This window comes from Streptomyces sp. NPDC085596, from assembly GCF_044541565.1.
GTDB lineage: Bacteria > Actinomycetota > Actinomycetes > Streptomycetales > Streptomycetaceae > Streptomyces.
In genome coordinates, this window is sequence record NZ_JBITTC010000002.1 from 761,555 (window position 1) to 775,471 (window position 13,917).

At 72.8% G+C, this 13,917-nt stretch carries 13 protein-coding genes; 1 reads left to right on the forward strand and 12 read right to left on the reverse strand.

Annotated features, from left to right (window positions below; genetic code table 11):
* Positions 1-584 precede the first annotated feature (584 nt).
* Positions 585-1,352 carry a BTAD domain-containing putative transcriptional regulator gene (locus ACIGA3_RS09005; protein WP_399711986.1) on the forward strand — a complete coding sequence of 256 codons (768 nt, stop codon included), beginning with the start codon at positions 585-587 and terminating at the stop codon, positions 1,350-1,352.
* Positions 1,353-1,397: 45 nt separating this feature from the next.
* Here the strand turns inward: ACIGA3_RS09005 and serS are convergent, their stop codons facing one another.
* From serS to ACIGA3_RS09065, 12 genes are all read right to left on the reverse strand, one after another.
* On the reverse strand, positions 1,398-2,696 hold the full coding sequence (gene serS, locus ACIGA3_RS09010; RefSeq protein ID WP_399711987.1) for a serine--tRNA ligase: 1,299 nt from the start codon (positions 2,694-2,696) through the stop codon (positions 1,398-1,400).
* A 46-nt stretch (positions 2,697-2,742) separates the two neighbouring features.
* Positions 2,743-4,239 (reverse strand): APC family permease, encoded by a 1,497-nt coding sequence (locus ACIGA3_RS09015; protein WP_399711989.1) that lies wholly within the window; start codon positions 4,237-4,239, stop codon positions 2,743-2,745.
* Between the two features lie 123 nt (positions 4,240-4,362).
* Positions 4,363-5,580 carry a beta-ketoacyl-[acyl-carrier-protein] synthase family protein gene (locus ACIGA3_RS09020; RefSeq protein ID WP_399711991.1) on the reverse strand — a complete coding sequence of 406 codons (1,218 nt, stop codon included), beginning with the start codon at positions 5,578-5,580 and terminating at the stop codon, positions 4,363-4,365.
* Positions 5,580-5,810, reverse strand: a complete 231-nt coding sequence (locus ACIGA3_RS09025; RefSeq protein ID WP_399711993.1) for an acyl carrier protein — start codon at positions 5,808-5,810, stop codon at positions 5,580-5,582. Before ACIGA3_RS09025 ends, ACIGA3_RS09020 begins: the two co-directional genes overlap by 1 nt.
* A gap of 29 nt (positions 5,811-5,839) precedes the next feature.
* Positions 5,840-6,934, reverse strand: coding sequence for a beta-ketoacyl-ACP synthase III (locus tag ACIGA3_RS09030; protein ID WP_399711995.1), 1,095 nt, complete (start codon positions 6,932-6,934; stop codon positions 5,840-5,842).
* Entirely contained in the window at positions 6,931-7,911 is a 981-nt protein-coding gene (locus tag ACIGA3_RS09035; protein ID WP_399711997.1) for a VlmB-like protein, read from the reverse strand. The genes ACIGA3_RS09030 and ACIGA3_RS09035 overlap by 4 nt, the downstream gene beginning before the upstream one ends.
* On the reverse strand, positions 7,908-8,516 hold the full coding sequence (locus tag ACIGA3_RS09040; protein WP_399711999.1) for a flavin reductase family protein: 609 nt from the start codon (positions 8,514-8,516) through the stop codon (positions 7,908-7,910). Before ACIGA3_RS09040 ends, ACIGA3_RS09035 begins: the two co-directional genes overlap by 4 nt.
* Positions 8,513-9,067, reverse strand: a complete 555-nt coding sequence (locus ACIGA3_RS09045; protein WP_399712001.1) for a hypothetical protein — start codon at positions 9,065-9,067, stop codon at positions 8,513-8,515. The genes ACIGA3_RS09040 and ACIGA3_RS09045 overlap by 4 nt, the downstream gene beginning before the upstream one ends.
* A gap of 68 nt (positions 9,068-9,135) precedes the next feature.
* Positions 9,136-9,624: a type II toxin-antitoxin system RatA family toxin gene (locus tag ACIGA3_RS09050; protein ID WP_399712002.1), complete on the reverse strand. Its 489-nt coding sequence runs from the start codon at positions 9,622-9,624 to the stop codon at positions 9,136-9,138.
* A 2-nt stretch (positions 9,625-9,626) separates the two neighbouring features.
* Positions 9,627-10,910, reverse strand: coding sequence for an aspartate aminotransferase family protein (locus ACIGA3_RS09055; protein ID WP_399712004.1), 1,284 nt, complete (start codon positions 10,908-10,910; stop codon positions 9,627-9,629).
* Positions 10,911-10,963: 53 nt separating this feature from the next.
* Entirely contained in the window at positions 10,964-12,103 is a 1,140-nt protein-coding gene (locus ACIGA3_RS09060) for an acyl-CoA dehydrogenase (RefSeq protein WP_399712006.1), read from the reverse strand.
* A gap of 55 nt (positions 12,104-12,158) precedes the next feature.
* Positions 12,159-13,760, reverse strand: a complete 1,602-nt coding sequence (locus tag ACIGA3_RS09065) for an aldehyde dehydrogenase family protein (RefSeq protein ID WP_399712008.1) — start codon at positions 13,758-13,760, stop codon at positions 12,159-12,161.
* Between the last annotated feature and the right edge of the window lie 157 nt (positions 13,761-13,917).

The window sequence follows — 13,917 nt, forward strand, 5'->3', positions numbered from 1 at the left end:
CTCCCGTCAGCGAAAACATCACACTCAGGCCCTCCTCTGCCTTGCCCGACGCCGAGCCGACGTGCTGTTCGCGATGCTCCGCGACGGCACCTTCTACGAACCGAAGACTGTGCGTGGCTCCGCCGCCGCGGGGCGGGGCACCTGACGGCCACTGGCCTGCCCTTGGCCGGAATCGTTCGCCGACAGGCCCCCGGAGCCATGTCAGCGGCTCCGCCCGGAACGTCCTGAGCCCGCTCCACCTCGCGGTCCCCGCCGCTGGATCGGGACTCCCTTCCACAAGGCCGGCGCCGGCCTCGGGATGTCGCCCATAACGCCCGCGCCGCACCTCGTGCACACCCGTAGAACCGCAGGTCGGGCGCCCTGTTCCACCGACTCTGGGGCGGCTTTCCCCGAGCGCGTCGAGGGAGGGAATTCTTCCGGAGGGGGTCTCGGCACCGGGCGACGGGGCGGTCGGGGTGTCCAGTCGGGCTCTAGGTCGGGGCTTCACAATGCGCAGCACGGCGGCAACGGACGGCACGGGCGGTGTGAAAGCCCGGGCCGCGACCTAGGGGGAGGCTCTCTTGCAGTTCCGGATCTTGGGCACAGTGGCAGTCGGCGTCGGAGGCGCGGCCCATGCCGTTCCCGGGCTTCGGCAGCGGTGCCTACTGGCGAGTCTGCTCATTCACGCGCCCGCGGTGGTGCCCGTCCCGACGCTGTACGACGAGTTGTGGGGGGAGAATCCGCCGGCGACCGTGGAGAACGCGCTCCAGGCGCACGTGTCGCGGTTACGGCGCACGCTCGTGCAGCTGGTGGGGGACCCGGCGGCGGACCTGGTACGGACGCGGGGGTCCGGGTACAGCATCCAGGTGGCGCCGGAGGACATCGACGTCCATCAGTTCCGGGGGCTCATACGCCGGTCCCACCGGGCCATGGAGGCGGACGACCCGACCGGCGCGCTGGAGTCGCTGGAGCGGGCGCTCGGGATGTGGCGCGGGGCGCCGCTGGGGGACGCCGCCGCCGGGCCGCTCTGCGCGAGCGCGGCCACGGAGTGGGAGGAGGAGTACCTCTCCGCCCGCGAGGACGCCTTCTGGCTGCGGCTGCGCGCAGGCGAGGCGATGCGGGTCGTCGGTGAGCTGAAGCGGATGAGCGTCGCCCACCCGTGGCGGGAGCGAACCACGGAGCTGCTCATGGTGGCGCTCTACCAGAGCGGCCGGCAGGCCGAGGCCGTCGGCGTGTACAACGCGGCCCGGCTGCGGCTCGCCGACGAGCTGGGCATGGAGCCCTCGCCGAAGCTGCGGCAGCTGTTCCGCCAGATGCTCAACCAGGACCCGGGACTGCACGGGTCCACCGCCCTGCTGCGCGCGAGCGCGTGAGGACGGCGCCGGCCCCACGGTGGTCACCGTGGGGCCGATGGGCCGTCACTCCGAGCCGCCGCCGGGGAGCAGCCGGTGGAAGCCGGTGTACCTGGCCAGCGCCTCCGGCAGCACCACGGAGCCGTCCTCCCGCTGCCCCTGCTCCAGGAGGGCGGCGACGGTCCTTCCGATCGGCAGGCCGGAGCCGTTGAGCGTCGCCGCGGGCCGCCGGGAGCCGCCCGCGCGGTAGCGGAGGCCGGCCCGGCGGCCCTGGAAGGTGCCGCAGTCCGAGACCGAGGAGATCTCACGGTAGGTGTCGCTGCCCGGCAGCCACACCTCGACGTCGTACGTCTTCCGCGCGGAGAACCCGATGTCGCCGGCCGGCAGCAGGACCACGCGGTACGACAGCTCCAGACGCCGCAGACACGCCTCCACATGCGTCAGCATCAGTTCCAGCTGCGCCTCCGCGTCCTCCTCCCTGCAGACGCGGACCAGTTCCACCTTCTCGAACTGGTGCAGGCGGAGCAGGCCGCGGGTGTCGCGGCCGTAGGAGCCCGCCTCGGCCCGGTAGCACGGGGTGCGCGCGGTCATCGCCAGCGGCAGTCGGCGCTCGTCGAGGGTCTCCCGCGCGAGCAGGTTGGTCAGCGGCACCTCGGCGGTGGGGATCAGGAACAGTTCCCGGCCGCCCACCGAGGTGGCGAAGAGGTCGTCCTCGAACTTGGGAAGCTGGCCCGTACCGGTCATCGTCTCGCGGCTGACCAGGTGCGGCACCGCGTACTCGGTGTACCCGTGCTCCCGGCCGTGCAGGTCCAGGAGCAGGGAGCCCAGCGCGCGTTCCAGCAGGGCGCCCGGCCCGACGGCGACGCTGAACCGGGCACCGGACAGCTTCCCCGCCGCGGCCGTGTCCAGGATGCCGAGGCTCTCGCCGAGGTCGGCGTGGTGCCGGCCGAGGCCGGGGCCCGAGCCGCGGCGCGGGCCGACGCGGCGGACCTCCACGGCGTCCTTCTCGTCGAAGCCGTCGGGAAGGTCGTCGGCCGGCAGGTTCGGCACCGTCAGCAGGAGCCGTTCCAGATCCCCTTCGGCCTCCCTCGCCTCGGCCTCGGCGGCCTGCACCCGGTCCCGGAGGCGGCGGTTGCGTTCGCGCAGGTCCTCCTCGGTCGGGGCCGTCGGGGCGGACGAGTCCGCCGGGCGGCCTCTGCGAGACGCCTGTTTCAGCTCCGCCCGCAGGCCGTTCACCGCCTCCAGCGCGGTGACCCGGCGCCGCTGGGCGGCCCGGAGCCCGTCGAGGTCGAACGGATGGCCGCGCCGGGCCAGACGGCGCTCGGTCTCCGGACCGCTGTCGATCAGCTCGCGTACGTCGTGCACGTCGTTCCCTCCGGGGCGGATGGACGGGGATGGACAGGGGGGCGGCTCAGGCCGGTTCCGAGACAGGGGCGGAGGTACCGGGCTCCGCCGCCGTGTCCGCCTGGGCCGCCTCGGGGGGCAGGTGTGCGGTGGCCAGCGCGCGGTAGCGTTCCGGGGCGGCCGCGCGCAGCCGCAGTGCCCACAGCACGCCCGCCGCGGTGACCAGGACGATCACCCAGGGAAGGTGTGCGACGACCCCGCCGGTCGCGCCGGTCAGTACGTCGAAGTTGCCGACCACCAGCCACACCGTGGCGGCCAGGCCGGCGAAGCCCAGCAGCGGCGCCACGACCCCCCGCCAGAGGCCGGCTCTGGTGTCCTTGCGGCGCAGGGCCATGGCCGAGAGCGCCGACAGCGCCTGGAGGGCGACGATGCCGAGGGTGCCGAGGCCGAGCATGCTGGTCGTCATGTTCGCGTACGGGTCCAGGCCGCCGATGGCGAAGACGGCGGCGACCACGGCGCAGACCGCCACCTGGACGAGACCGGCCAGGTGCGGCGAGCCGAACCTCGGGTGCAGCCGGCCCAGCGGGCGGGGCAGCAGGCCGTCGTCGGCCATCACCTGCGCGTACCGGTTGGCGGCGCTGTGCAGCGCCAGCGTCGCAGCGAACAGGCTGGTGCAGAGCATGATCTCCAGAGCGGTACTGCCGGCGGTGCCGAGGTAGTCGCGGCCCAGGTCGAAGAAGAGGTCCCCGAGACTGTTCCCCGCGGTCTCCCGGACCTGGCCGGGTCCGATCGCGCCGACCGCGGCCCAGCTGGTCAGGGCGTAGAAGCCGGAGATCAGGAGGGCGGCGATGTACGTGGCCCGCGGGACGCTGCGGCGCGGGTCGCGCGCCTCCTTTCCGTACAGGGCGGCCGACTCGAAGCCGATGTACGACACGAAGGCGAACATCAGCGAGACGCCGAGGCCGGGGCCGGTGGCCGCGCGCCAGGAGAACGAGGCGGCCGGCAGTGCCCGCACGCCGTGCCGGGCCAGTACGGCGACGTCCAGGGCGGCCAGGACGCCGATCTCGGCGATCATCAGGACGGCCAGCACGCGGGCGCTGATGGCGATGTCCCGGTACCCGAGGACCGCGATGAGCACCAGGACGATCGCGGCGCACCACTCCCACGACAGGTGGATGCCGTGGCCCGCCAGCACCAGGCTGGTGAAGTAGCCGGACGCGCCGACCAGGCCGATGGTGGCGCTGTTGTAGGCGACGACCGCCGTCCAGCCGCTGCCGACCGCCACCGGCCGGCCGAGGCCGTCGGCGATGGAGGCGTAGAAGCCGCCGGAACCGCCGGTTCGGCGGGCGCTGACCGCGTACCCGACGGAGAAGCAGAGCAGGGTGGCGCCGGCGAAGAGGAACGCGGCGGGGACGCCTTCGGCGGTGCCGATCGCGAACGCCAGTGGGACGGTGCCGACCATGGCGGAGAGCGGCGCAGCGGCGGCGACGATCATGAAGACAATGTGGCTGGTGGTGAGGGACCCCCGCCCCGCGGGCGGGGCCTGTTGCGCGTTCGTCGTCATGAAGGGCTCCTGGGGTCTGGGCCGCGTCCCGTCCGGCGGGCGGGGAGCGCGGTGGGGAGAGGGCGGGGGGACGGCCACGGCTGTGGGGCCGTGGCGCCGCACGAACGACGGACCGGCTGGGGCTCAGGCCCGAGTGAGGGCCAGGACCGCGTTCTGGCCGCCGAAGCCAAGGGAGTTGCTCAGGGCCAGGTCGTAGCGGGTCGTGGTGGCCGTGGTGGTGAGTTTGAGGTCGCAGTCGGGGTCGGGGACGTCGAGGTTGGCGGTGGGGGGCACCACCTGCTCCTCCAGGCCGAGGACGGTGAACGCGGCCTCGATCGCGCCGGCCGCGCCGAGGAGGTGGCCGGTGACGCCCTTGGTGGAGGTGACGAGCGGGTCGCCGAGCACGCGGCGCACCACCTTGGCCTCGGTGAGGTCGTTGAGGCGGGTGGCGGTGCCATGTGCGTTGACGTGGCCGACGTCGGACGGACGGCAGCCGGCGTCGGCGAGCGCGGCGCGCATCGCCGCCTCCAGGCCGATGCCCTCCGGGTGCGGCGAGGTGAGGTGGTGGGCGTCGGCGGAGGCGCCGTACCCGGCGACTCGGGCGCGGAGCCGGGCGCCGCGGGCGCGGGCGTCGGCGGCGCGTTCGAGGATCAGTACCCCGGCCCCCTCCCCCGCCACGAAGCCGTCGCGGTCCGTCTCGAACGGGCGGGAGGCGGCGGCCGGGTCGTCGGTGCGGCACGAGAGCGTGCCCATGCGGGCGAAGCCGGCCATCACCAGGGGCGTGATCATGGCTTCGCTGCCGCCGGTGAGGACGAGGTCGCACCGGTCGAGGAGGAGCAGGTCGCGGGCGGTACCGATGGCCGTGGTGCCCGAGGCGCAGGCGGTGGCGACCACCAGGTTGGGGCCGGTGGCGCCGAACTCCATGGCCGTCTGGCCGGCGAGCATGTTCGGCAGCTGCATGGGCAGGAGCAGCGGGGAGACATGGCGCGGGGAGCGTTCGACCAGCACCCGGTGCTGCTCCTCCACGGTGCCGGGTCCGCCGTCGGCGCAGCCGAGGATCACGCCGACGCGGGCGCCGTCCCAGGTGGCCGGGTCGAGGCCGGCATCGGCGATCGCCTCGGCCGCGGCGACCAGCGCGAACTGGGTGAAGCGGTCGAGCCGGTGGGCCCGGCGGGCGCCGAGCAGGGCGTCCGCGTCCCATCCCGGCACCCGGCAGGAGATGGAGACCGGGTGACCGTCGAGGGTGGGGTCGGCCGCCGCGGCGGGGCGCCCGGCGCGGACGCCGGCCCAGCTCGCGGTGGTGCCGATCCCGGCCGGGGTGACCAGGCCGAGACCGGTGACGGCGATGTCGGTGCCGGTCATCACACCCGCGCGCTTCCCTGCTCGATCAGTGCCAGCATGTCGCCGACGGTCTCGGCCTCCAGGAGTTCGTCGTCCGAGACGGAGACGCCCAGCTCGGTCTCCAGGACGAGGGAGAGCTCGACGACGGCGAGCGAGTCGAGTTCGATGTCCTCGCGGGTGGCGTCCAGGGTGATCTGCTCGGGGGTGACCTTGAGCTTGTTGACCAGGATTTCCTTCAGCTGTTCGAACATGGCTCGTCTGCCTCTCTGGTGAGTGGATGTCAGATGGTGCGGGGGGTGGGGCGCGGCCCCGGCCCGGCCTGGAGCTCGGGCCAGGTGAGGGTCGCCGCGCCCCAGGAGAGACCGCCGCCGAAGGCGGTCAGGAGCAGCCGGTCGCCGGCCTTCAGGCTGCCGTCGGCGGCACTGTGGTCCAGGAGGAGCGGGATCGAGGCGCCGCCGGTGTTGCCGACGTGCTCGATGTTGGAGAGCTGCCGTGCGGGCTCGATGCCGAGCCGGTCGGAGACGGCGGTGAGGATGCGCGCGTTGGCCTGGTGGGCGGCGAAACGGTCGACGTCCTCGGGCCGCCAGTCTGCGTCGGCGAGCGCGTGCAGGGAGGCCGCGGTCATCCGTTCCACCGCGTGCCGGTACGTGGCCCGGCCGGCCATCCGGAAGTACTCCTCGCCCGGCTGGGGGGCAAGGCCGGAAGAGCGCTGGCGGGAGCCGCCGGCCGACACGGTGATGAGGTCGCTCAGTTCGCCGTCGCTGCCGAGGACGAGGGAGCCGAGGGCGCCCGGTTCGTCGGCGGTGCCGGCACGGAGCACCACGGCTCCGGCGCCGTCGGCGAAGATCACGGCGGTGCCGCGGTCGTCGGGGTCGATGATCGTGGTGAAGGCGTCCGCGGCGATGACCAGGACGCGGTCGGCGAGGCCGGTGGCGATGTGGCCGGCGCCGGTCGCGAGGGCGTAGAGGAAACCGGCGCAGACGGCCGCGACGTCGAAGGCGGGGACGCCGCCGAGCCCGAGCCGGGCGGCGACCGCCGGGGCGGTCGCCGGGCAGGGGTGGTCGGGTGTGGTGGTCGCCAGGACCACCGCGTCGACCTGGGAGTCGTGGGACGACTTGAGGGCCTGCAGGCCGGCCTCGACGGCGAGGTCGGAGGTGGCGGTGCCGGGAGTGACTACGTGCCGGGCGGCGATGCCGGTCCGGGTGCGTATCCAGGCGTCGGAGGTGTCCAGCCGGGCAACCAGGTCGTCGTTGGTGACGACCGTGGGCGGCACGTGGCTGCCGATGCCGGCAAGGACGGCCGCCCGCCCGGCGGGGGCGGTGAAGACGCGGCCGGCACGGGGTCCGGGGCCGGCCGGGAGGTCGGCGCCGCTCACGGACGCTCACTCCGTACGGTCGCGTCCACGGGCAGGCCCATGTAGGCCATGCGGCTCGCGGCCATCTCGTCGGTCCACCGCTCGGCCATGTCGTACCGCTGCTCGGGGGTGGTGTCGAGCATCCGTACGCCGGGCCAGACCTCATAGTCGCCGATGACCTCGGCCTGTTCGGCCATGCCCTGCTGGAAGAGCTCCTCGCGGTGGAGGACGTACGGCCGGTCGGGCACGCGGTCCCACAGTTCGGTGCCGGCGGCGAGGATCTCGCGGAGGCGGGGCAGGTACTCGGGGTGGCTGTGCAGGTGGTCGCGCAGGATGGTGCTGGCGACGGTGAGGTGCCGGATCTCGTCGATGGCGGTGCCGCGCGAGATCTCCTGGGTGGCCTCGGACAGCGGAGTCCACTTGCGCTCGCTCAGTTCGGCGGCGGGGGCGAGGACGCCCTCGATGACGATGGCGAAGACGGCCACACCGCCGTAGAAGTCGTTCTGATCGCGGATGATCTCCAGGGTGAAGTCCTCGACGGGCTGGAGCACCTCGCGTCGGTAGTCGGCGGCCATCGCGTCGATGTCGGCGAGCAGCGTGCGCTGCGGCAGGCCGAGTTCGACCAGGTGGTTGCGGAAGACCCGCGCGTGCCGGGCCTCGTCCATGAGCTGGGTGGCGTAGAACTCCATCTCCGGGACGGAGGGGGCGCGGGAGACGTAGTGGCCCAGCAGGCGGGTGGCGATCTCCTCGGAGAGGCCGCGGAAGCCGAACTCCAGGACGAGCGCCTCGCGGAGCGGGCCCGGCCGGCGGAGGAAGTCCGGGACACCGGCCTTCTCGTGGTGGCCGGTGGCACCGCGGTCGCGGAGCGTGCCCTGGGCGACCTCGGTGAACCAGTAGGCCAGGTCGCAGTGGTCCGGGCCGAGGGTCAGTTCCTTGGCGCCGTCGAGCAGGCCGGGGGCGGTGTCCCAGTCGGCTTCCTTGGCGGTGGGCGTGTTCATGAGGGCACGTTCTCCTTGGCGGACGGGGTGGGTCGCGGGCCGGTCGGGACCAGTGCCTGGCCGACGTCGGCCAGGACGCCCTCCCCGGCCTCCGCGACCGGGATGAGCTTCCCGGCGAAGAGCTCCCCCGCGCTGCTGACCAGCGGGTCTCCCTCGGCGGTGGCGGCGTGGACGACGGCACCGAGCAGCAGCTCGTGGTCGCCGACCTGGAAGCGGCCGACCACCCGGCAGTCGAGGTGGGCGAGCGCGCCACGGAAGAGCGGCGCCTTGGAGTAGGCGGCGGGGTCCCAGTCGATGCCGTGGAACTGGGCAGCGCCGTCGGGCCGGGAGCTGCCGGCGAAATGACGGGCCAGGTGGTCCTGTCCGCTGCTGAGCATGTTGACCGCGAAGCGGCCCTCGGCGGTGGCGAGTTTGGCCAGGACCGAGTCCGGCTTGAGGCACACGCCCAGGACCTGCGGGCGGCGGGAGATCCGGACGACGGTGCTGACGGTGGTGCCGTGGCGGTGGCCCTCGTGTTCGGCGGTGAGCACCGACACCGGGGTGGCGAGCCGGCGCAGGACCCGGTCGTGGGTGGTCCAGCGGTCGCGCAGCGTGATCCTGCTCATCGGGCCACTCCCCCGCCGGTCGGGACGGTCTCCTCGCGCGGGCCGGCCGGGGCGCCGGGGACGTGTCCCACGGGGGCCGGGGTCTCGGCGTGGCCGGCCGGCTTGGGGTGCGGGAGGCCGAGGTCGTCCAGGAGGCGCAGGTAGCCGGGCTGGCGGACGGGCTCGAAGGGCAGGGCGAACGGCTTCATGAAGTTGCCGAACAGGCCCCGGTCGCCGAAGAGGTGGAAGGGGAGCACCAGCAGCGCCCACTCGGGGCGGACCAGCCAGCACCACAGGGCGGCGACGGCGCCCTGGGTGATCAGGCTGTGCATGATGTTGTAAGCGACGTAGTAGCCCTTGTGGATGGGGCGGCCGCCGGCCCGGCGGAAGGCGAGGGCACCGGGGATGTAGCCGATGAGGTCGATGTAGAGGAAGAGCCCGATGGCGGGCAGCCAGCGGATCTCGTCGAAGTGCCAGATGAGGAGACCGGTCGTCACCGCGAGGCCGACCAGGTACTCGGCGCGGTGGAGCGAGAAGGTCTTCGGCGTCTCGAAGGGGTTTGCCTGGTCCACGGGGTGAACTCCTGACGGGAGGGGTTACGGGGCGGGCGGCGGGCCGGGGGTCCGCCGCCGGCGGTGGCTCAACCCGCGCTCGGGGCGGCCGCGGCGTCGAGGGTGATATCCGTGTCGAGGATCGTCGTGCCGGGGAAGAAGCCGGTGAGGGCCCAGGCGACGGTTTCGCGGATCACGCGCTCGGCGATCGGGTCGAGGATGCTGGCGAGGCTCGGGATGCCGAAGTCGAAGTCCGCCGTGAAGACGACGGAGACGTCCGGGCCCTCCTGGCGCAGCGCCCAGACGCCCTCGAAGCTGTCGAAGTCGCCGTCGGTCTGCTCGAACCGGATCTCCAGCCGGTCGGGGAGGAAGGTGTCCTCCTCCGTCCAGCGCAACAGGCCGCTGCGGAAGTGCAGTTCCCAGCTGGAGCTGCCGACGGGCTCGGGGAGGGTCGCGTGCACCTCGGTGGAGCGCACGTGGGGGGCGAGTTCCGGGTAGCGCTCCCACTGCGGGACGGTCCGGAAGACCTCCTCGGCGGAGGCGAGGCGCACCAGGGCGTGGAGTTCGACGTGTCGCATGGTCAGTTGCCGCCTTCGGGCATCGTGGCCGAACGCCGTACGAGGTCGACGGTGGCCTTGTCGAAGGAGTCGAGCAGGAATTCGACGTCCCGGTCGGTGAGGATCGCGGGCGGGGTGAACCGCACCACGGAGGAGCCGTTCATCGAGTGGTTGGCGACCACTCCGTGGTTGAACAGCTCGATGAGCAGTTCGCCGGCGAGTCCCGGCTCGATCAGCTCGACGCCGATCAGGAGGCCCTGGCCGCGCACCTCGACGAGCTGGTCGGGGATGTTGCGGCGGGCGATCTCGGTGATCCGCGGGAGGAGCCGGGCGCCGAGTTCGCGGGCGCGGGGCACCAGTTCCTCCTCCCCGAGGGCGCGGACGGAGCCCTGGACCGCGGCCATCAGCAGGGGCTGGCCGGAGAAGGTGGCGGTGTGGACGTACGGGTCCTTGTCGAAGGGCCGGAACGCCTCGCGGGTGGCGAGGGCCGCGGAGACGGGGACCACGCCGCCGCCGAGCGCCTTGCCCGCGAGCAGGACGTCGGGGCGGACGCCCTCGGTGTCGAGGCCCCACCACTCGCCGAGCCGGCCGAAGCCGGACTGCACCTCGTCGAGGACGAGGAAGCCGTCGAACTCCCTGACGGCCTCCTCGACCTGCTTGAGGTAGCCCTTGGGCGGGATGATGACGCCGCCCTCGCCCTGCACCGGTTCGAGGATCACGCAGACCTCGCCGGGGTGCTGGGAGAGTTCGGCGCGCAGGGCGTCGATGTCGCCGAAGGGGAGGTGGACGAAGTCGGGGATGAGGGGCCGGAAGGGCGCCTGGTAGACGTCCTTGGCGGTGGCCGACAGGGCGCCGAGGGTCTTGCCGTGGTAGCCGCCCCTCATCGACACGGTCCGCTTGCGGCCGTTGGCGCGGGCCAGCTTGAGGCCGGTCTCGACCGCCTCGGCCCCGGAGAGGGCGAAGTGGACGCGGTCGAGGCCCTCGGGGGCGATGGAGACCAGGGCCTCGGCGGCGCGGGCGACGGTGGGCTCCAGGAGGATGCGGGTGGCGACGGGGTGGGTCTCCAGCTGCCGGCGCACCGCTTCCATGACGATCGGGTGGCGGGCGCCCATGATGAAGACGCCGTAGCCGCCCGCGTTGAGGAAGCGTTCGCCGTCGGAGGTGGTCAGCCAGGCGCCCTGCGACTCGACCTCCATGTGAGTTCCGAAGAGCTCGGCCAGGGTGGCCCGGCCCTTGCTCAGGTGGGCCCGGTAGAGCCGGAGGATCTCCGCCTCCTGGTCGACCGGGGCGCCGGCGCTCGTGGTCATCGGTGTCTGTCTCGCTTTCGGTCCGTGGGGCGGTGCGGGGCCCTGCTCCGGGGTCAGGACAGGTCGAGCGGGCCGCCGGCGGCGTAGGCGAGCAGCGGCTCGACCGTGGACCCCTGGGACGGGGGATGGAAGGCGAGCGGGCGCACCGAGGCGGCCGTCCGCAGGTGCTCGGAGGAGCGGATGAAGTCGATGCCGCCGAGGAGTTCAAGGGCCTGCTGGGTGGCGAGCGACAGGGCCTCCTGCGCGGCGAACCGGGCGATCAGCACCTGGGAGACGGCCTCCTCGCCGCCGACGCCGTCGCGCACCGCGCGGGCGACCCCCAGCAGCAGGTGGAAGGCGGACTCGGTACGGACGAGCAGGGTGCCGCGCTCGCCGGCGCCGCCGCGTCGCCGGGCGAGCACCTCCTCGGCCAGGCCGGCGGCGGCGCCCGCGTAGCCGGCCGAGACCAGCATCTCGAACCAGACGAAGCCGGCGTTCTGGAGGTCGTCGATGCGGCCGGGGTCGTCCGCGGTGGTGCGGACGACCCGGTCCTCGGGGACGAGGACGTCGGTGAGGCGGACCTCGTCGCTCTGGGCGGCGGCGAGCACGTCGGTGCCCCAGAAGGGGTGCCGGGTGAGGCCGGGGGCGTCGGCGTCGACGAGCGCGAGGGCCAGCTCGGGGGCGCCGTCGGCGCCGGGGACCGCGATGCTCGCGGTGAGCAGGCTCATCGAACGGGAGAGGCTGCACGGCTTCTTGGAGCCGTTGAGGAGGTAACCGCCGTCGACCGGGGTGGCGGTGACGGCCGGGGTGAGGATGTTCTGCTGGGTGCGGCCCTCGGCCCAGCCGGAGGCCATGAGCCGCTGCTCGGGGACGACCGTGTGGAGCAGCGCGGTCTGGGCGGGGGTGAGGCGGCCGGGGCCGTCGGCGAGCGCGTAGAGCATCGCGGCGGTGAAGTGGTGCATGGTCGAGGCCACGGCGAGCGACGGAGAGAGCGAGCCGACGGCCCGCTGGACGTGGACGGCGTCGACCGGGTCGGCACCCAGTCCGCCGTACTCGGTGGGGACGAGCAGTCCGACCCCAAAGGCGGCCCGGAAGAGGTCCACGACCGGGCTGTCGGCCGCCTCCCGCTCGTCGAAGCTCAGGTCGGACAGCGCCTTCACCAGGCCGGGGTGGAAACGCTCGCAGGTGTCGCGTGCGGCGTCGAGAGATCTCACGGGTGTCACCTCGTTCAGCGTCGGTCTCGGATGGGATCGGGGCGGCGGGAGCCGGTCAGTCGCCGAAGACGGTCCGGTGCGGGCTGACGTCCCGCGCGATGCTGACGCCCTGGACGTGGGAGGTCTTGAGCATCGGGTAGTTGGCCTCGCCGAAGACCCCGCCGGTCAGGCCGGTGCCGCCGTGGCTGGGCAGGTAGGGCAGGAAGCCGATGTGGGAGTCGTTGACCTTGAGCAGGCCGCCGTTGACCACCCGCTGGACGAAGGTGTCGACGACGTTCTCGTCCTTGGCCCACAGGGAGTTGCGCAGCCCGTACTCGTTGGTGTTGACGAAGTCGAGGAAGCGGTCGAGGAGGGCCTCGTCGTCGTCCGGCTCGGCGACCACGATCGGCAGCAGCGGGAAGAAGGTCTCGTGTCGCACCACGTCGTGCTCGCGGGCAGCGGCCAGGCCGTCGACGCGGAGCACGGTCGGCTGGAGGAAGACGCCCGTCTCGGAGGGGGTGCCGTCCAGTTCGGTGCGCTTGCCGCCGGTGACCAGCTCCGCGCCCTGTTCCAGGGCCCGGTCGAGCAGGCCGAAGAAGCGTTCGGTGCGGCGCACCGGGGAGAGCAGGACGTCCTCCTCGTCGGGGTAGCCGGGCCGCACGCCGGCGACGTGCCGCCGGACCTCGGCGATGAGGTCGTCGGCGACGTCGGGGTGGACGAGGACGTAGTTGGGGACCATGCAGATCTGGCCGGAGCCGTAGAACGACTCGGTGATCGCCTCCGCGGCGTAGTTGAGGTCGGCGTCCTTCCAGACGATGATCCCGTCATTGCCGGCGAGTTCCAGGATCGGCTTCTTGCCGTGGGCGACGCACTGTTCCTGGAAGCGCAGGCCCTCCTTGCTGCCACCGATGTAGAAGATGTCGTCGATCAGCGGGCTGGTGATCCAGCGGTCCAGGGTCTGCTTCGGGTTGGAGCAGACGACGTTGAGGGTGCCGGGCGGGGCGCCCACCTCGTCCAGGAGCGGTGCGGCCACGTCGCGGAGGACCCACAGGGTGGAGAGGGCGATGCTGCGCGGGGCGCGGACCACGACCGCGTTCCCGGCCATCACGGCGAGGACGGCGAGGGCCGCGCTGGGCGCCGGCGCGTTCTGCGGCGGGTTGAAGGCGACCACGCCGTCAGGCTGACGACGGACGATCAGCCGGCGGTCGCCCTGCTCGAACTCGGTGTGCATCTGGCGGGCGTACCAGCCGATGCTCTCCTCGCTGTAGATCTGGAGCAGGCAGCTCAGTTCCCAGCGGGCCAGCTTCACCGGGTGGGACTCGGCGACCAGCATGTCGACGAACTCGTCCTCGCGGCGCAGCAGTTCCTCACGGAAGAGGGTGCCGAGACGGAGCCGGCGCTCCAGCGGGACCGCGGCCCAGCCGGGGGCGGCCGCGGCGGCGGCCTCACTGGCGAGGTCGATGGCCGCGTCGTCGGCGACGGCGCAGCGGCCGATGACGTAAGGGTGTTCCGCGGCGGGTGAGTCCGCGTCCTTTTCGAGGGTGCGCTTGAGACTGACACTGGTGAAGACGTCTTCGAGGAGCGACTTCGCGCTCACGGTGTAGACCCAGCCGTCGCCCTCGACGTCTTTCCCCGCAATAAACAGCCCATAGCTGTGGAAGTTTTTTCCGGGATTCATCTTGCGGACCCTTCGGAAAGGCAATCGAAACATTTTGGGGGGCCAAATCGGATGTGATGATTGCAGTCCGCTCTGACCGGGCCCTGACGCACTGCTGATCCCGCCTGGACAACCGCTGGAGTGCCGGGCCGGCCGCGGTGATTACCTGGTAGGTAAT